Genomic DNA, 18,380 nt, shown 5'->3' with positions numbered 1-18,380 from the left:
GCGAGCATTCTCGCTTCGTGTGTTGTGCGTCGATTGGCTTGGGGGCAGGGTCGCGCCGCCCCTACACCGTCAGTGCTGGATTCTGCTCCGGATGTGCTGCGGCGAAGGCGGGGACCTGTGAGGCCGCCTCGTCTATGGCCACGAGCGTCGGGCAGGATGAAAGATCGCATTGGAATCGCCGCGCATTGTAGAGTTGCGGCACCAGACAGATGTCGGCGATCGTTGGTACCGTTCCGAAACAGAAAATATCTGTTGGATTGCGTGCCTCCGTTACCAGCCGCTCACAGGCAGCAAGGCCGGCCTCGACCCAATGCCTGTACCATTTGGTGATGTCCGGTTCATCCCGCGCGAATTCTTGACGGAGGTAGTTCAGAACACGTGGATTGTTGATGGGGTGAATGTCGCACGCAATGGTGAGTGCGAATGCACGCACACGCGCCCTTGCGAGTGGATCTTTCGGCAGAAGCGGGGGCTCGGAAGAAACTTCCTCGAGCCATTCCATGATCGCGAGCGATTGGGTGAGCGTCACGTCGGCAAAACGCAGAGCCGGAACGAGACCTTGCGGCGCCACAGCCATATACTGAGGCTGTTGTTGTTCACCGTTGCGCAAATTGATGTCAATGATCCGCTCTGGCCGCAGCCCCTTCAGAGCAAGCGCAATGCGAACGCGATAGGACGCGGAGGAGTAAGGCCAGTTGTAGAGTGAGGCGTCACTCACATCGACCGCGGACGGCGAACTCATATACGTGCACCGATCGTCACGTCGAGCGAGGACAAACCGTCAATCGTCGCGAACAGCCGATCTCCAGGCACAACCGGCCCGACACCAGCCGGCGTACCCGTCATGACGACATCACCTGGCCGGAGCGGATAGAGTTCGGACAGAAAATGCAGTATCTCCGGAACGGACCATATCATGTCGGAGAGGTCAGCCTCTTGCTTGACTTCACCGTTGACCGTGAGCCGGATGCTCCCGCGGTCGAGGTGCCCCACATCGGAGACCCGATGAAACGTTCCCAAGGGGGCCGATTGCTCGAAGTTCTTGCCCGTGTCCCACGGTCGGCCTTCGCCACGCGCCTTCAGCTGCAGGTCGCGACGGGTCATGTCCAAGCCTACGGCATAGGCGCGCACGCAATCCAACGCCTTGTTCGCCGTCACACGAAATGCGGGCTCGCCGATGAGCGCGACCAGTTCGACCTCGTAATGAAAATTTTCGGTTGCAGCTGGATAGGCGATCTCACCTCCGCCGATAACCGCCGTCTCCGCCCATTTGGTGAAGAAGAACGGAGGATCCCGATCCGGATCCTTGCCCATCTCCCGCGCATGCGCCTCGTAGTTGCGACCGACGCAAAAGATACGGCCCAGCGCCACTCTTTCGCCGCCCTGAATTTCGACAAGAGGGGCCGGCCATACATTATCAAGACTGTGATTCATTTATCAGCTCCGATTTGGAAGAGCGGCAGCGCCGAATGCTGCAGAGCATCGGTTGGCGACTGCGCGCAGCGTAAGCAGCTGGCGTTTGGGCTACGGGAAATTTGGCAGGGGAAGGACCTGGTCGGCACGTAGGCGCGCCTTCGCTGGCAGGGTCATTCCTTCCTCTCTTGCCAGAGGTCGAGCTTTTCCTGTGCACCCCTATCCGAATAGGCGAACAGGATGAGGTCGGTCGTCGCCTCGAAATGCACCGGTTGCCATGAGGGAGCCACGATCAAATCGCGGATAGCGAGGTCGTAGACGCTATCGCCAACCGACATTTTGCCCTGCCCTTCGACGACAACCCAAACGGTTCCGTCCGTGGACCTAAGACGCCGCGTCGACATACCCGCAGGAACACGTTGAACGAATGCGGAAATCGTCGGCAGCACGGGGCCGGCTGTGAACGGATTGATGAACTCCATCCGGCAACCGACATGCGGATCGGGCGCGGAATTCAATGCCGTGTCCTCTAGCGCCTCGCGCCACTCTGCATAGGGATAGTGGAACAGCGGGTGATTGCGGACGTTGCGATCGGCAGTCGTCCCGCGGACCGGCCGCAGGTTTCGACCGTATCGACGCGAACTATCGCCCACGGGAATGAAAGCCGGCGCCCCTTCATGCGGGTCACGCTCGGCGAAGCCGGAATTGAAATGGAGCACCGTTGGAATATCCAGCCCGTCCAGCCAAACTGCCGGAGCATCGGTCTCGTTGCCGTGCTCGTGCCATCGCATGCTTGGCGTCAGAACGAGATCGAAGGGGCTCATGACCACCTTTTCGCCATCCACAGCGGTGTAGGCGCCAGAGCTTTCAAGGATGAAGCGAAGCGCGGACTGGCTGTGACGATGCACCGGCGCGATCTCGCCGGGCAGCACAAGCTGGAGTCCTGCATAAAGGGAGTTGGTTGCGCGCCGCCCCTCCGGCAGGCCGGGATTTTCCAGGATCAGCACGCGCCGTTCTGCCTGCTCGGCGCTAACAGCCTGGCCCGCCTCCAACAGCAGAGGCCTGAGACCATCGTACGACCAGTGGACAGCACGCTCTTGCGGTTGAGGCCGCTCGGTCACGAGCGTCGCCATCACATCCCACAATGGCGTCACCCCTGCCTCGGCGAGCCGCAGGCGGAAGTCGGAGTTTTTCGGAGCAAGTCCGCGGACTGGAGATGTCACGGTATATACCTCCCTTATAATTCACTAATGTATAATCTATTTTCCAATGGGACATATATCGAGGGAAACCTTTTGTCTAGCGGTGAATTATCTCTGCTGACGACGATGCGAGCAGTCTCAGGTTCCAATGGATTGGACGTCATGGGCGATTCACTGATGGGCTTTGCACCTGGCCAAATGCCCCTGAACGCCAAAGGCATCAATTCCTGCGCCGAATATCGGTCAGCCGTCCGAGCGGGCGCGCGTAGCCGGACGCGCCCGCTGCGAGTCGACGGGCGACTCAAGAACTCAGCCGCACAAATTCACCGTCGGACTTACCCTCGAAAATGAGATGCGGCTCAGGCAACCAGCAGCGGCAGCGTCGCTGAAGGTTGATCCTTGAATCGATCGCCCACGAAGATGTGCAAATTCCCTAGGCGATCTAACTTCACCAAAGTACAACGCATCAGCTCCGCCGCATCTCAATTAACCAATGTGTATTCGTTGTCCGATAGTGAATGATTGAATTCCGATCAACGAGGCCAACCAACATCTCGCGGCAGCGCGGCGGCGGACAAATGGTGGTGTAGCGCTAACGTTGAGGACCATCGGCGCTATCCAGCCGTTCAGCGGGACGCCCGCTCGGCTGGCAAGACGCGCAGTCACCTCATAGCCGTGTCATTTGGCACGATGCGAACCGCATTGGCGGATCAGGAGAATGAATTGTCAGACGATGACTTCATTAGCGAGGACAACGAGTCCGAGAGCAGAGGCATTCAGTCGGTTGAGATCGCAGGACAGCTCATCGATGTGCTTTGCACCGCGCCGAAGGATACTGCACTGAAGCAACTAAGCGCTTTAGCAGGTATGCCCCCGAGCAAGGCGCATCGTTACATGGCGAGCCTCGTTCGGATCGGTATCGCGCGGCAGGATGACAACGGGCGATACAATTTGGGACCTTTGGCGCTGAGACTTGGTCTCGCAGCGATCGGGCAGTCGGACATCATCCAGGCGGCTGGCCGCGCCACCGAGAAACTCGCTCGCGAACTCGGCCTTTCCGTTCACTTGAATGTGTGGGGTGACTGGGGGCCCGTCGTCGTCCGTCTCGAGCAGGGGCCCTCGCCTGTCATCTCAACGGTGCGCCTGGGCTCGGTCCTGCCATTGACCCGATCGGCGACAGGTTTGGTATATCTCGCCTTCTCTAACCCAAGCATCACGTCGCCCGTTGTGGAGCGCGAATTGGCGGCACATGCTCTTCCCATCGATCGAGACGAGCTTGCGTCGCGGGTCGAAGCGACACGCGCGCAGGGATTTGCAGCGGTGGGCGGGTTATTGATACCGGGCCTCGCAGCCATTTGCGCGCCTGTGTTTGATTTTCAGAATGAATTGGCCTGCGCAATCACTGTAACAGGAGCGGACGTCACAATAACGGATCCTGCCGGACGGTTCGTCGAGCAGCTGTGCTCAAGCTGCGCAAGGATCTCTGCAGAATTTGGCAGCACTGCGCCTCATCGCTAGAATCGGCTCTTCCATACTCATTCAAGACCTCTCGGAGCTTGACGCTGAGATTGACCGTCCGATCTGAGGCTTCCGCGCCCGCATCCAGACCTCATGAATCACGAATCCGAATGCATCCATCGCATAGCAACATCAGAATGGATCATCACGACTATATCATCGGCGCAAGGCGGTGCTTTCCGCATTCGCCGATGCCGAGAAAGCGCTGGTTGCTCTCAAGCAATTTACTCTACAGGAACAGCTGCAAACCGAGGCCGTGACCAATTCCCGGACGGTATTCGATGTCGTCGAAACTCAGTTGCGCGGCGGCACCGTCAATCTCATCACTGTTCTGCAGACGCAGCAAACGCTCTTCGCTGCCGGGAACACGCTGGTGCAGGCACGATTAACAAAGTTGCTCGTCGCGACAAGCCTGTTTCAGGCTCTCGGAGGCGGGTGGACCCCAGCCGCAATGATGATAGATGCCCGCACCGCTCGGCAGCCGCGCTTGCCTCAAAAGAGAGACAACGCGTCGGCGGCCAGGGGAAGAACTGTGAGGCAAATGAGAGGACGCCCCGTCGATCGAAAGAGAAAGCATGTCTGGTCTAACAAGGCACCCCCGCCTGATCTTGTCTTGGCGCGTTCGTCGTCAGAGACTGGTCAATCTCGTTCCATCTCAAATGAATTACGTCAGATCTTGTATAGGCGCGTCGCGGTGTCATGCAGGATACTCAATTGTTGGCTCTCGGTCAGTGGCTGAATAGCCTTTCTGAAAGTCCGATAGAGAGTCGTATAGTCCGTCCAGAGCTTTTCGATCGGAAAATTGCTGCCGTACAGACAGCGCTCTGCGCCAAAGATGGCAACGGCTTCCATTATGATCGGCGCAATCGTCTCAAAACGATAGGCATGGTCAAAAGTGCCCAGGCCCGAAAGCTTCACGCTGACGTTCTTGCACTCGGCCAAGGCCATCATGCCGGCACGCCAACGCTGCCGGCCTGTCACCGACGTATCTTCAAGCATCCCCGCATGCTCCAGCACAAATGTCGTCTCCGGATATGACCTCGCTAGATTGGCACCGTCCGTCATCTGGCTGGTGAAAATCTGCAACTCGAACAGCAAATCCAGCTCTGCAAGCATGGACAACCCGCGGCGCCAATCGGCATCGTTCATCTGGTTCGCTCGCGGCGCGAAACAGTATTGTGGATTTTCGTGCCAGTGCAGTTGCTGCCTGATGCCGCGGACGGCCGGAAGCTTCTTCAACTGCCGCAGCAATTGTCCGACATCGGGCTCCGCAAGATCGGCATAGGCCACATTGGCGTGTGGCCATCCTGTGGCGTCTGACACGGACTGCACCCAGAGAGCCTCGTCGTAGCTCTGCCCTGCGGGCCAGTTGGTCTGAACATAGATGGATTTCACGACGTTGGAGCCGGCAGCATCGTTGCGAAACTCTTCGATCGAATAATCCCTGCAGATGGGCTCGTAAGGCCCGAAGATTCTTGCGACCTTGGGACCTGACAGCCAGCTGAGATCCTTCAATCGCCAGATGTGATGATGCCCATCGACTGTCGGGATTGCTTTCATTGCTCGCTCCAGATTGAAAAAGCCTTTTTGGAATGAATGCGGTCGTCAACCGAAGTTCTGAGCTGACCAGACTGTCCAAGAAGCCGAGGGACCCCGCTTCCGCAGTTCTCGCTCGGTCGAAGTTGTCTCTCAGGTAGTTTCCGTGACGTCCGGTGGAGAACTCTGGCCGAATATTTCTGCGGCAATACGATTGGTCTCTATCGCGGCCGGAACGCCACAATACATGGCGATGAGCAAAAGCAGGTCCTGGATCTGTTCTCGGGAACATCCGTTCGCCAGAGCGCCTTTCGCATGAACACGGAATTCCGCAGGTTTATTGCTCGCGGCCGTGATGGCCAGCATGATGAGGCTGCGGATTTCGTTTGAGAGACCCGTCCGCTCCCAGACGTCGCCGTAGACATAGGAGTTGATAATGTTCTGGAGCGGAGCGCCAAACTCTCCGGCCGCAGACATCCGCTCTTCAACGTCGGCGTCCCCGAACAGCGCCTTACGCCGTTGCAGCCCCCGCGCATACAATTCACTGATTTCCACGGCCCGCTCCTATTTGTACGGTTATTTTAAACCAGGTGACTAGCCCGAATCCGGGTTTTTGAAGCAGCTGCTTGCCTATCGATCACATTTGTCCGTATAAAGTATTCCTAGGAGTTCGAAAAGAGATTCCGGTACGCGGAGGAAGTCGGATGAAGATGCGGTTGCTAGTGCTCGCTTTCCTGATATTCGCCGGAGCGCCGGGCTCCGCAGCAAGGGCTGCTGACGAAGACTATCCCAAGAGGCAGATCAGGTTGATCGTTCCCTTCCCCGCCGGCGCGGGACCCGATCAGGTGGCGCGCATGCTGGGACAACATCTGCAGGATACTTGGGGCCAGAACGTCGTCATTGAAAACAGGACGGGGGCCTTGGGCAGCATCGGTGCACAGGAGGTCGCGCGCAGTGCACCGGATGGCTACACGCTGCTGATGGGTACGAATACGACGCAGGCAGCAAACGTCGCGATGTTGAAAAACCTTCCATACGATCCGATCAAGGACTTCACACCAATCATTCGGACGGTGACGACAGCAATGGTGCTTGTTGTAAGACCCGATTTTCCTGCGAGGAATCTTTCGCAGTTCATGGATTATGCACGCGCGCATCCAAACATGACGGCAGGATATGGCTCGGGCGCGTCACAAATATCGATCGCGCAGTTGCAAACCCGGGGGCGCATGTCAGTGGTCGCGGCTTCCTACAGAGGCGTCCCCCAAGCCATCACTGACGTTATGGGCGGCATCATCGATCTGGCGTTTGCGGACTTCTCACTGGCCATCCCCCAGATGCAGGGCGGCACGCTGCGGGGGATTGGCGTCACTTCGCCAGGGCCCAACGAGCTCACGCCCGGCCTTCCGCCGCTCGCCGAAGCGATGCCCGGTTTCGAGGCCACGATCTGGTACGGATTGCTCGCTCCGGCAGGTACGCCGACCGCAATCGTCGAAAAGATCCATGCAGAAAGCGTGAGGTTCCTGTCGATGCCCACCACGCGCGCAAAGCTCGAAAGAGTCGGCGTGACCGTTTCCGCCATGCCACCATCCGAATTCGGAGCTTTCATCGCCAGCGAAATCACGCGGTGGACAGCAGATGCCCGGGCTGCAGGCATTGAACCCAAGTAATCAGGCACTTCTCTGAGATGATACCCATTGGAATAATTGGACTTGGCTTAATGGGCTCAGCCATGGCCGAACGGCTCGTGGAGGCTGGTTACGGCGTGCTCGGCTACGATTGCGATCCGACCCGCGGCAACGCCCTGCAGGAGACCGGCGTATCGGTTGCAGCTTCTGCACACGAGGTTGTGGGTCGGTGCCGCACGCTCCTCCTCGCCGTTTATGATGCAGCGCAGGTCGAAACGACCTTGGAGGCTCTTGGAGGCCTTGACGAAAATGACCGGCCGGTTGTGATCTGCACAACGACTTGCAGTCCTGCGGAAATTGTGCGGATCGCCGAACGAGCCGGTGCGATCGGATCGGCCTTCGTCGAAATGCCGGTCTCAGGGACCAGCAGCGAATTGCGTGCCGGGATGGCAACCTGCCTGATTGCCGGTGACGCGGCGGCCATCAGGTCCGTCCGGAATATCATCGATATTCTTTGCCCACATTCTGTCCTTGCGGGAAACATCGGGGACGCCAATCGCGCTAAACTCGCTATCAATTTGATCCTGCAGGGTAACAGAGCCGCGTTGGCGGAGGGCATCGTTCTCGCGGAACACATGGGCCTCGATGGCCACGCATTTCTCCGCACTGCGCGGGCATCGGCGGCCTATTCAAAAGTGATGGATACCAAGGGCGAAAAAATGCTGACGCGAGACTACCGCCCGCAATCGCGAATTTCCCAAACCTTGAAAGATGCCGAGCTGATTCTCAAGGAGGCCGACCGGCACGACCTGGAGCTTCCAATTACAACAGCGCAGGCTTCGCTTCTTCGCAAAGCCATTCTGCTTTCCGGCGCGGACAGCGACAGCGCTTCGGTGATAGAGGCAATCCGACGGCAAATGGATGGGAAGGATTCCTGATGATCGATGCGGCAATTGTCGGCCTGGGCCGGTGGGGCCGAAACCTTGTTGAAGCAGCCGTCGACCACGGCCGCCTCAACATTCGCCGGGCTGTCGAGCCAATGATGGGCGAAGCACAAGATTTCTGTGCCAAGCACCGGCTCTCGCTCTCCGATGACCTGAGCGCTGTGCTTGCCGATGAAACAATCACTGCGATCCTGTTAGCGACCCCACATTCGATGCATCCCGCGCAGGTAATTGCATGTGCAGCAGCTCGGAAAAGCGTGTTCTGCGAGAAGCCTTTGGCGTTGCGCTACGCAGACGCAAGGGCCATGTTCCACGCCTGCCGCAGTGCCGGCGTTCCACTGGCCGTGGGTCACAACCGTCGGTTCTGGCCAGCCATGCAGGCGCTCCGGGACATCGTTGCCAGCGGCGAACTCGGAACGCTTCTTCACATCGAAGGCCACAACAGCAACGAAAACTCGCAAAACGTCACCACTGGGTGGAGGCTTTCGCCGGAGGAATCGCCGGGCGGCGGATTGACCGGAGCAGGCCTGCACGCCCTTGATGCCTTTGTCAGCCTGCTGGGCCCGGTTAGAACCGTCCACGCGAAGTTCACATCCCGTGAGCAAGGACCGCCCCCGCTCGATACCACAATATTGATGCTGGAATTCGAGAATGGGGTGACCGGCACCCTCGCCACAGTAAGGGCAACCCCGCTTTTCTGGCGGATACACATATTCGGGACAAAAGGATCCGCCGAGGTGCTGGACGAGACGACGCTCATCCTTCGCGACAGCGGCCGCTCGCCGCAATTGCGGGTCTTTCCAGCGATCTACGTCCTGCGCGCAGAGCTTGATGCGTTTGCAGATATGATTGAAACAGGATCGCCATTTCCAGTACCGGATTCGGATGTGCTGGCAACGCTGTCTGCTTTTGAGGCCGGCCTGAAATCGATCAAGCTCGGAGAGACCATTACCTGTGATCGCCAAGAGCCAGAACGCCCGTAAATCGTCGCGCTATCGCGAGATTGCTACGGAGATACAAAAAGAGATTCGCCTCGGCACCTATGCCGTCGGTGATATGCTTCCCATCGAGACGGAGCTCATGGCTCGCTTCTCCGCGAGCCGCCAGACGGTCCGCGAAGCGCTGCGCCTTGTTTCGGAACAGGGGCTGATCGTTCGCCGCGCAGGTTTTGGTTCGGTTGTCATCGCTGCCGAGCCACCGGTACTCTTCACTCACAGCGTCAAATCTCTTACGGAATGGCTTCGCTATTCCAATGAAACTTATCGCGAAGTGGTGCGCAGCGGCGATGTCACTGCAGATCGCAAGCTCGCGGCCGTTTTGAAATGCGAAATTGGGAAAAACTGGTTTTTGATCGAGGCCATGCGTCGATCCGACGAATTTGCGGCGCCGTTAGGCTGGACAGAGATCTATGTGCTGCGCAAGTTCGCCGGCGTGCTTGAACGGCGTGATCATGGCCGGACACCGGTTCATGAGCAGATTGCAAAAATGTTTGGCCAGACAATCGAATACGCCCAACTGGAGATATTCGCACGCGCGATGCCAGCGAGGCTCGCAAAACCTCTCCAAGTAAAAGCAGGGTCTCCGGCTCTCACCATGGTTCGACGCTACTATGGACAGAAAGACGAACTATTTGAAGTCACGGTCACCACCCACCCGGAAGGTCGCTACACTTATTCAATGGACATGCAGCGTTCGCTTCGCCCACGAATCTAACGGAGGCTGGCCGCCTATTGTCTGTAACAGCACTGCCGTGATGCAGGCTTTCAACTTCGCGCGACGGCGCGCTTGCCGACAAGCTCGTACAAGTCTTCTGGGACACCCTCACGGAGCCAGTAGACACCACTGTCTGGATGCTTCCAGAGGCGACTCATTGCAAGGAGCATTTGCATCGGCCTTCTGCATCAGGCGGGTAGCGCCAAGTTGCTGATTTTACTGATTTTATTCTAAAATGAATATTTGGAAGCTCAATGGTGCCCAGAATCATAGGCAACCACCGACACGACGCCTCCTGTTTGTCCTAAGTATAGCGGCGTGAGCGCTCAGCATTGGCGGCGTCGGCCCGCTGCTCCGCATCGCAGGGGCACCGCTTTCCGGTCGGAGGGGCAGCCGGTGCATCGGAGGCACAACGTTCTCCGGATGGCGGCATTGCGCAGAGCGATCAACCCATGATCGTGCCGGTTTTTGGAATTCCCCAGATCGCCTGCTTGGGACTCTAATGCGTCATCAGTGATGACGCCTTTCACGCCCCAATGCAGGACAACGACAATGCATGCCAGACGAATGATCTTGAAAGCCGTCATCGCCATGGGTCTCGGTGTGGCTGTCGTCTCCGCTCCCGCGTTGATCGGTTCCGGATCAGCACAGGCGCAGGAGAAGATCGTCCGGATTGGCTTTCAGAAATACGGCAAGCTGGTTCTGCTGAAGAGCAAAGGCAGCCTGGAGCCGCGCCTGAAGGCACTCGGCTGGAGCGTCAAGTGGACGGAGTTCTCGGCAGGCCCCGCTCTGCTGGAAGCGATCAATGTCGGCGCGCTGGATTTCGGCAATACCGGCGAGGCACCGCCGATCTTCGCGCAGGCCGCCGGCGCGCCGATCCGCTATGTCGCCTATGAGCCACCGGCGCCGAAGGGCGAAGCGATCCTGGTGCCGAAAGGCAGTTCGATCAAATCGGTCGCCGAGCTGAAGGGCAAGAAGGTTGCGCTCAACAAGGGCTCCAACGTTCACTATCTCCTCGTCAAGGCGCTGGAGAAAGCGAACGTCAAATATTCCGACATCACGCCGGTGTTCCTGGCGCCGGCTGATGCGCGCGCAGCGTTCGAGCGCGGCGCGGTCGATGCCTGGGTGATCTGGGATCCGTTCCAGGCCGCCGCTGAAGCTGCGATCGAGGCGACGGTTCTCGCCGACGGCACCGATACGGTTTCGAACTACCAGTTCTATCTGTCGTCGCAGAAATTCCTGGAATCCGATCCCAAAGTGGTCGATGCGATTCTGGAAGGCCTGCGGGAAGTCGACGACTGGGCCAAGACAGACATCAAGGCTGTGGCCGAACAGCTCAGCCCCTCGGTCGGCCTGCCGGCTCCGGTGCTGGAGGTTGCGCTCAAGCGGCAGGCCTACGGGATCAAACCGATCGATCGCAAGGTCATCGCCGAGCAGCAGCAACTGGCCGATACGTTTCTCGCGCTCGGACTGATCCCCAAAGCCATCGCCGTAGCCGACGCCGCCGGGACACCTGCACCATGACCGCGGCCGACGACGCGCTCAAGATTCTCTGGTTCCTGCCGACCAGCGGCGACGGCCACTATCTCGGAACCACGGCCGGCGCACGCGAGGTCGATTTCGATTATCTGCGGCAGATTGCGCGCGCCGCGGACAAGCTCGGCTATTACGGGGCCCTGCTCCCGACCGGGCGCAATTGCGAAGATTCCTGGATCATCGCATCGGCCATCGCGCCGTGGACGGAACGATTGCGTTATCTCGTTGCGGTGCGGCCCGGACTGCAGTCGCCCACGGTGGCGGCGCGCATGACCGCCACGCTGGATCGCCTGACCAATGGACGGTTGCTCATCAACATCGTGACGGGCGGCGACGCCGTCGAGAACAAGGGCGATGGCGTTTTCCTCGATCACGACGAGCGCTATGAAGTCACCCGGGAATTTCTCAATGTTTACGGTCGGGAGCTCGCCGGCGAAGCCGTTACTGTGGCGGGCAAGCACATCACGGTCGAAGATGGCCGCATTCTCTACCCGCCGATTCAGACGCCCCATCCGCCGTTCTATTTTGGCGGTTCGTCCGATGCCGGCATCGACGTCGCGGTCGATACCGTCGACAAATACCTGACCTGGGGCGAGCCGCCGGCGCAGGTCGCAGAGAAGATCGCACGCGTGCGCGGGATCGCCGAGCAGCGCGGCCGCAAGATCACGTTCGGCATTCGGCTGCATGTCATCGTCCGCCATACCAACGAGGCGGCATGGAAGGCCGCCGACGAACTGATCGAGCATCTCACCGACGACACGATCGCATCTGCGCAGCAAATTCTCGGGCGAATGGATTCCGTCGGCCAGCAGCGCATGTCGCAATTGCACGGCGGCCGGCGCGACCGGCTCGAGGTCAGCCCGAATCTGTGGGCCGGCGTTGGCCTGGTGCGCGGCGGCGCCGGCACAGCGCTGGTGGGTGATCCCGCCACGGTCGCCGCACGCATCCGCGAATATCAGGACCTCGGCATCGATACGTTCATCCTGTCCGGCTATCCGCATCTCGAAGAGGCCTACCGGTTTGCCGAACTGGTGTTCCCGCTGTTGTCGCTGCAACGGACCGATAATGTCCGGCAGTTCCGCGCCAATACCGGCCCGTTCGGAGAGCCACTCGCAGATCACCGCCGGACGACCGCAAAAGCTTGACGCGCTGCCGGACTTGATCCCAGCGGCGTAACGACGCCGCCGCATCTGGAGGACACCACGTGACCAAGCAGATTCGCCTCAACGCATTCGCCATGAACTGCGTGTCGCACCAGTCGCCCGGCCTGTGGACGCATCCCGACGATCGCTCCAGCGACTACAATCGCCTGCCCTACTGGCTCGATCTCGCGCGGACGCTGGAACGCGGACGGTTCGACGGACTGTTCCTTGCGGATGTGCTCGGCGTCTATGACGTGTTCGGCGGCAATCCGGACGCGGCATTGCGCAATGCCGCCCAGGTACCGGTGAACGACCCGTTGCTGCTGGTGTCGGCGATGGCTGCCGTCACCGAGAATCTCGGCTTCGGCGTGACCTGTACGCTGTCCTACGAGCCGCCCTATCCATTCGCCCGCCGGATGTCGACCCTCGATCACCTCACCGATGGCCGCATCGGCTGGAATATCGTCACCGGCTATCTCGACAGCGCCGCCAAGGGCATGGGCAAGGCCGGCCAGAATGCCCATGACGACCGCTACAATGTCGCCGAAGAATACATGGAGGTCGTCTACAAGCTGTGGGAAGGCAGCTGGGAAGACGACGCCGTGCAGCGCGACAAGGCGCGCGGCATCTTCACCGAGCCGTCGCGTGTTCACCGCGTCCAGCATTATGGCGAGAACTATGCGCTCGACGCTATCCATCTCTCCGAGCCGTCACCGCAGCGAACGCCGGTGCTGTATCAGGCCGGAACGTCGCTGCGCGGTAAGTTGTTTGCAGCCCAGCACGCCGAATGCGTGTTCATGTCCGGTCCGTCCGCAAAGGTCATCGCGCCGCGCGTCGCTGCGATCCGCGCGCTTACGGCAGAGACCGGGCGCGATCCGGCGGAAGTCCTGATGTTCAGCATGATGACGGTGATCCTCGGCCGCACCAAAGAGGAAGCCGCCGCGAAACACGCAGAATATCGCCGCTATATCAACCATGAGGGGGCTCTGACGCTGATGTCCGGCTGGACCGGCGTCGATTTCTCGACCTATGATCTCGACCAGAAGGTGGAGCACGTCCACAACGAGGCCGGCCGCACGGCAATGGACAACATCACCCGGGCCGATCCCGATCGTACCTGGACGGTACGCGAAGTCGCCGAGCATGTCGGCATCGGCGGCATCGGGCCAATCGTGGTCGGAACGCCGGGGCAGGTGGCTGACGCCATCGAGGACTGGGTCGCCCAGACCGACGTCGATGGCCTGAACCTCGCCTTCGCGATTTCGCCGGGAAGCTTCGAGGACGTCGTCGATCTCCTGGTGCCGGAACTAACCCGGCGCGGCATCTACAAGAGTGTCTACGCGCCCGGCACACTTCGCGAAAAACTGTTCGGTGCCGGTCGGGCACGCCTGCAGGCGCCGCATCCAGCCTCCTCGTTCCGCCCCGCGCTGCCATCCGCTATCGCCGCGGAGTAACAACCCGAACGATTCGACGTCGGCCTTCTGCTCGGGCTGGCACCAAAACAGCAGAGGATCGACGCATGCGAGGCGCTCTGATCATTCCGGGCCTTCACGGATCACCTGACGGCCACTGGCAGACCCTGTTGCAGAGCCATACGCCGTTTGCGCGCCGCGTCGAGCAGGACGACTGGGACGCGCCTGTGCTCGATCGCTGGGTGGAGCGACTTCTGTCGAGCGCGGATGCCAATCCCGGCGCGATCGCGGTCGCCCACAGTCTCGGCTGTATCCTCATTGCCCATGCGGTGCTGCGGGTGCCGGACATCAAGATCGGCGGCGCACTTCTGGTCGCGCCGGCCGATGTGGAAACGAACACCGATGCATTCCCGCAATTGCGCAACTTTGCACCGATGCCGACGACATCCCTGCCGTTTCCGAGCATCGTCGTCGCCAGCAGCAACGATCCCTTCATGTCGCTGCAGCGGGCGCGCATGCTGGCCGAGAGCTGGGGCTCGGACTTCGTCAATATGGGCGATGCCGGCCACATCAATATCGCGTCGGGCTATGGCTGGTGGCCGGCCGCGCACCACCTGGTCGATGCGCTGGCAGAGAAAGCCGAGACGGCACAACGCCCACCACGGCCGCCCCGAAACCGCACGACCGGCAAGCGGGTGCCGACGATGTAGAATATTTCAAGCCGTCTTGTCGTTCCGTTCAAACCGATCGTGCCGTCGAACGGCCAGCTGTCGCCGCATGCGCAGACGAACGCACGAAGGCACTATCGATCGCGGGGATCGATGACAACAGGGCCCTAGTGTAGTCATCCGCCGGGTTGGAAAACACCTGATCGACCGGTCCGGCTTCGACGATCCGCCCGCGGTGAAACACCAGCACACGATCGGCGATATGCTGGACGACGCCCAGATCGTGCGAGATGAAGAGCAGCGCGGTGCCGAGGCGTGCCTGCAGTCCGCTCAGCAGATCCAGCACCTGCGCCTGAATTGACACGTCCAGCGCCGACACTGGCTCGTCGCACACAATGATGTCCGGCTCGGCCGCCAGTGCACGTGCAATCGAGACGCGCTGCCGCTGGCCGCCGGACAGGGAGCGCGGATAGCGACCGAGATGACCGGCGTTCAGACCGACCTGTTCGAGCAGCGCGACGATCCGGTCGCGCTTTGTGTGCGCATCGCCGGTCAGGTTTTCGGCAATCACATCGGCGACCCGGTAGCGCGGATCGAAACTGCTGAGCGCATCCTGCGGGATATATTGCAGCCTTGCGCGCAGCGCGCGCCGTTCGGCCTCCGCCACCCCGGACCAGCGCTGCCCAAGCAGGCGCACCTCACCCTCATCCGGCGCGAGCAGTCCGAGCACGATCTTGGCGCATGTCGACTTGCCTGAACCGGACTCGCCGACAATGCCAACGACCTCGCCGGCCTTTACGGCAAAGCTGACCCGGTCCAGCGCCGGAAGCGGCGGCTCCCGGCCTGCCGTCCGTCGCTGAGCGTATCGCTTTGAAATGCGCTCAACCTGGAGCACCAACGCTTCATCCGACGGCTTTCGGACCGGAAGGCGTTCGCGGACGATGACAGGCCCGACGGCGCCATCGCCTTCGAAGCTTGCGACATCGAACCGCGCAGAGGCGAGCAGATGCCCCTTTGAATCAGCCGATGGAATTGCAGCAAGAAGCTGGCGCGTATAGGGATGGCGCGGACGGCGCAGGACATCCGCCGTAGCTCCACTGTCCACGATGCGGCCGTCGCGCATCACAATCACTCGATCGGCGATTCCAGCCACGACAGCGAGATCATGGCTGATCAGCAGGAGCCCGGCGCCCTCCCGCACGCGCTCGGCCAATACGGCGAGCACCTGTGCCTGGACGGTGACGTCCAGCGATGTGGTCGGTTCGTCTGCGATAATGAGAGCCGGGTCGGCCGCAATGGCCGAGGCGATCAGCGCGCGCTGGCGCAAACCGCCGGAGAGCTGATGCGCATATTGTGCTGCCCGGTGTTCGGGATCCGGAATGCCGACCTTGCGCAGCACATCACTGACACGTGCGGCAACAGCGTGTCGCCCACGTAATGTCCGATGCGCGGAGAGCACCTCGCCGACTTCCTGGCCGATGGTACGCAGCGGATCCAGCGACACCAACGCGTCCTGCATGACCAGGCCGGTGACCGTGCCGCGCAGCCTGCGCCAGTCGGCTTCGCGAAACTGTAACGCATTGCGGCCCTTGATCAGGAAGCGATCAGCGTTGATCTCGGCCCCATCGCCGGACAGGTTGAGCAGGCTGCGCGCGGTGATGCTCTTGCCCGATCCGGACTCGCCGACCAGCGCCACGCATTCGCCGCAGCGGATCGTCAGGTCGAAATTACGGACGATGGGTGCGCCGCCATTGGCGCCGGCAAAACCGATCGAGAGCCCCTCAATGTCAATCAGCAGATCATCGGGTTGTGGAACGACCAGATATGGCTTGTCGGTCATGCCAACCGTCCTTCGAACCGTTTCTGGATGGCATTGCCGACCAGCGTGAAGGCGATCACCGTCAGTGTGATGGCGAGGCCGGGAAATACGCCGGGCCACCACGCCACGCGGAGCACATCGCGACTCTCCGCCAGCATCACGCCCCATTCCGGCGTCGGAGGTTGCGGGCCGAGCCCCAGAAAGCTGAGGCCCGACACCGCGAGGATCGTATTGCCGATATAGACCGTCGCGATCACCGGCACCGCGACGAGCACATTCGGCAGCACATGGCGAATGAATATCTGCCAGCGGCCGAGGCCGTAGACGACAGCATGCGTCACGTAATCGGCATCGCGCACCAATTGCGTTTGGGCACGGATGACGCGACCGAATTTCGGAATACCGGCGATGCCCACGGCGATGGCGATGTTGAGCATACCCTGCCCCAGAAACGTGACCACCAGCATCGCCAGCAGCACGCCGGGGAATGACGACAGCACGTCGAACACCCGCGATGTCGTCTCGTCGAGGAAGCGGTTGCGCTGCCCGGCGAGAATGCCAAGCGCGATGCCGAAGGCCAGACTGATCGCCATGCCGCCGATTCCGATCAACAGTGAATAGCGCGTACCATGGATGGTCCGCGCGAACACGTCGCGGCCGAGCCGGTCGGTGCCGAACAGATGCTCCCAGCTCGGCGGCTTCAGCCCCAACGCATAATCGCCGATCAGCGGATCGAACTGGGTGAAAGCGCGTGGGAATGCCGCAGCCAGAAACAGCACGAATAGAAACGCCAGCGAGATCGCAAGGCCCGGCGACAGCAATCGCGGCGCGATCACGGCCGCCGTCGTCACCGGTTCCCCCGCGCCGGGCGGGTTAACCTGCGGGTCAAGCACGATGGACAGGTCCGCGAGCGGACGGGTTTGCACGTTCATTGCGCCCTCAGTCTCGGATCGATCAGCAGATACAGGATGTCGAGCAAGGTCGACGCGGCGACATGGATGAAAGCGGCCAGCAGCACCACGGCCAGCACGACAGGCACATCATGTGTCAGCACGGCGCCGAGCGTCACGGTGCCGAGACCGGGACGCCCGAACACTTTCTCCGTGATCACAGCGCCGCCAAGCAGTCCACCGATCAGCCAGCCGCCGAGCGTCACCGCCGGCAGCAAGGCATGCCGCAGCACATGGCGAGCGCGGATCACGAGTTCGCCGACGCCGCGCGAACGCACCGTGGTGACGAAGGGCTGATCGAGCGTCTTCTCCATCGCCTCACGCAGCACCTGCGCCAGGAGGCCCGCCGTCGGCAATGCCAGTGTCAAGGACGGCAGCACGATCGACTTCCAGCCGCTGGCGCCGGATACCGGAAACCAGCGCAGCGTGAAGGAGAACCCCATCAGCAACAGGATGCCGAGCCAGAACACCGGCGTCGATGCGAATACCAGTTCCAGAAAGGATGCGATCTGGCGCGAGATGCGCCCGCGCCCTGCCGTCAGCAACGCGAGCCCGACTGCGATCGCGATGGCCAGAAGTCCGCCGAGCAGCGCAAGCTGTACTGTCGGCATCAATTGCGATCCCACGACCTCGGTGACTGGCTGACGCAGCACATAGGATGTGCCGAAATCGCCCTGCAGGATGCGCCAAAGAAAATCCAGGTACTGCGCGGGCAGACTGCGATCGAGCCCCCACTCCGCCGCAATCGCCTCGCGCAGCCCTGGATATTCCAGATCGCCCGCCAGGATATCCTGGATGCGCCCCGGCAAGGCGTGCAGCGCGAGGAATGCCGCCGTTACGCTTGCCCAGGCCACCACGACACTGGTGAGCAATCTGGAAATGATACGAGACCACATGAT

The 18,380-nt window shown here is 60.7% G+C and carries 18 protein-coding genes; 10 read left to right on the top strand and 8 right to left on the bottom strand.

What is annotated here, in order from left to right; translation table 11 throughout:
* Nucleotides 1-61: 61 nt before the first annotated feature.
* The 3 genes from maiA to gtdA all read right to left on the bottom strand — a co-directional run bounded on the left by maiA (nt 62) and on the right by gtdA (nt 2,636).
* Nucleotides 62-742: a maleylacetoacetate isomerase gene (gene maiA, locus AC1RLZ_RS07005; protein ID WP_493188052.1), complete on the bottom strand. Its 681-nt coding sequence runs from the start codon at nt 740-742 to the stop codon at nt 62-64.
* Nucleotides 739-1,434 carry a fumarylacetoacetate hydrolase family protein gene (locus AC1RLZ_RS07000; protein WP_493188051.1) on the bottom strand — a complete coding sequence of 232 codons (696 nt, stop codon included), beginning with the start codon at nt 1,432-1,434 and terminating at the stop codon, nt 739-741. Before AC1RLZ_RS07000 ends, maiA begins: the two co-directional genes overlap by 4 nt.
* Nucleotides 1,435-1,586: 152 nt before the next feature.
* Nucleotides 1,587-2,636: a gentisate 1,2-dioxygenase gene (gtdA, locus tag AC1RLZ_RS06995; RefSeq protein ID WP_493188050.1), complete on the bottom strand. Its 1,050-nt coding sequence runs from the start codon at nt 2,634-2,636 to the stop codon at nt 1,587-1,589.
* A gap of 702 nt (nt 2,637-3,338) precedes the next feature.
* On the opposite strand from gtdA, the gene AC1RLZ_RS06990 reads away from it, so the two are divergent.
* Entirely contained in the window at nt 3,339-4,133 is a 795-nt protein-coding gene (locus AC1RLZ_RS06990; RefSeq protein WP_493188049.1) for an IclR family transcriptional regulator, read from the top strand.
* A 172-nt stretch (nt 4,134-4,305) separates the two neighbouring features.
* Nucleotides 4,306-4,872 (top strand): TolC family protein, encoded by a 567-nt coding sequence (locus AC1RLZ_RS06985; RefSeq protein WP_493188048.1) that lies wholly within the window; start codon nt 4,306-4,308, stop codon nt 4,870-4,872.
* Here the strand turns inward: AC1RLZ_RS06985 and AC1RLZ_RS06980 are convergent.
* Both AC1RLZ_RS06980 and AC1RLZ_RS06975 read right to left on the bottom strand, forming a co-directional pair.
* A complete protein-coding gene (locus tag AC1RLZ_RS06980) occupies nt 4,803-5,693 on the bottom strand; it encodes an amidohydrolase family protein (protein ID WP_493188047.1) in 891 nt (296 codons plus the stop codon). The two genes, AC1RLZ_RS06985 and AC1RLZ_RS06980, sit on opposite strands and share 70 nt — an antisense overlap.
* A gap of 129 nt (nt 5,694-5,822) precedes the next feature.
* Complete coding sequence (locus AC1RLZ_RS06975) at nt 5,823-6,224, bottom strand: carboxymuconolactone decarboxylase family protein (RefSeq protein WP_493188046.1); 402 nt, start codon at nt 6,222-6,224, stop codon at nt 5,823-5,825.
* A gap of 149 nt (nt 6,225-6,373) precedes the next feature.
* On the opposite strand from AC1RLZ_RS06975, the gene AC1RLZ_RS06970 reads away from it, so the two are divergent.
* From AC1RLZ_RS06970 to AC1RLZ_RS06935, 8 genes are all read left to right on the top strand, one after another.
* Nucleotides 6,374-7,339 (top strand): Bug family tripartite tricarboxylate transporter substrate binding protein, encoded by a 966-nt coding sequence (locus AC1RLZ_RS06970; RefSeq protein WP_493188045.1) that lies wholly within the window; start codon nt 6,374-6,376, stop codon nt 7,337-7,339.
* Between the two features lie 17 nt (nt 7,340-7,356).
* Nucleotides 7,357-8,235, top strand: a complete 879-nt coding sequence (locus tag AC1RLZ_RS06965) for an NAD(P)-dependent oxidoreductase (RefSeq protein WP_493188044.1) — start codon at nt 7,357-7,359, stop codon at nt 8,233-8,235.
* Nucleotides 8,235-9,224 carry a Gfo/Idh/MocA family protein gene (locus AC1RLZ_RS06960; RefSeq protein WP_493188043.1) on the top strand — a complete coding sequence of 330 codons (990 nt, stop codon included), beginning with the start codon at nt 8,235-8,237 and terminating at the stop codon, nt 9,222-9,224. Before AC1RLZ_RS06965 ends, AC1RLZ_RS06960 begins: the two co-directional genes overlap by 1 nt.
* Nucleotides 9,196-9,954 (top strand): GntR family transcriptional regulator, encoded by a 759-nt coding sequence (locus tag AC1RLZ_RS06955; protein ID WP_493188042.1) that lies wholly within the window; start codon nt 9,196-9,198, stop codon nt 9,952-9,954. The genes AC1RLZ_RS06960 and AC1RLZ_RS06955 overlap by 29 nt, the downstream gene beginning before the upstream one ends.
* A 552-nt stretch (nt 9,955-10,506) precedes the next feature.
* Entirely contained in the window at nt 10,507-11,478 is a 972-nt protein-coding gene (locus AC1RLZ_RS06950; RefSeq protein ID WP_493188041.1) for a sulfonate ABC transporter substrate-binding protein, read from the top strand.
* The gene (ssuD, locus tag AC1RLZ_RS06945; RefSeq protein WP_493188040.1) at nt 11,475-12,635 is read left to right on the top strand and encodes an FMNH2-dependent alkanesulfonate monooxygenase; all 1,161 of its coding nucleotides are present in this window, start codon (nt 11,475-11,477) and stop codon (nt 12,633-12,635) included. Before AC1RLZ_RS06950 ends, ssuD begins: the two co-directional genes overlap by 4 nt.
* A 59-nt stretch (nt 12,636-12,694) precedes the next feature.
* Nucleotides 12,695-14,086 carry an LLM class flavin-dependent oxidoreductase gene (locus AC1RLZ_RS06940; RefSeq protein WP_493188039.1) on the top strand — a complete coding sequence of 464 codons (1,392 nt, stop codon included), beginning with the start codon at nt 12,695-12,697 and terminating at the stop codon, nt 14,084-14,086.
* Between the two features lie 65 nt (nt 14,087-14,151).
* A complete protein-coding gene (locus tag AC1RLZ_RS06935; protein ID WP_493188038.1) occupies nt 14,152-14,754 on the top strand; it encodes an RBBP9/YdeN family alpha/beta hydrolase in 603 nt (200 codons plus the stop codon).
* A gap of 28 nt (nt 14,755-14,782) precedes the next feature.
* Here the strand turns inward: AC1RLZ_RS06935 and AC1RLZ_RS06930 are convergent, their stop codons facing one another.
* Genes AC1RLZ_RS06930 through AC1RLZ_RS06920 form a run of 3 tightly spaced genes read right to left on the bottom strand, consistent with a single transcriptional unit; the run spans nt 14,783 to nt 18,377 of the window.
* Entirely contained in the window at nt 14,783-16,552 is a 1,770-nt protein-coding gene (locus AC1RLZ_RS06930; protein ID WP_493188037.1) for a dipeptide ABC transporter ATP-binding protein, read from the bottom strand.
* On the bottom strand, nt 16,549-17,463 hold the full coding sequence (locus AC1RLZ_RS06925) for an ABC transporter permease (protein ID WP_493188036.1): 915 nt from the start codon (nt 17,461-17,463) through the stop codon (nt 16,549-16,551). The genes AC1RLZ_RS06930 and AC1RLZ_RS06925 overlap by 4 nt, the downstream gene beginning before the upstream one ends.
* The gene (locus tag AC1RLZ_RS06920; RefSeq protein ID WP_493188035.1) at nt 17,460-18,377 is read right to left on the bottom strand and encodes an ABC transporter permease; all 918 of its coding nucleotides are present in this window, start codon (nt 18,375-18,377) and stop codon (nt 17,460-17,462) included. The genes AC1RLZ_RS06925 and AC1RLZ_RS06920 overlap by 4 nt, the downstream gene beginning before the upstream one ends.
* Nucleotides 18,378-18,380 lie beyond the last annotated feature (3 nt).

It is taken from the genome of Tardiphaga sp. GW822-FHT04G09, from assembly GCF_058800725.1.
The sequence above is the reverse complement of the archived record's forward strand: the minus strand, read 5'-3'. Positions and strand labels throughout refer to the sequence as shown.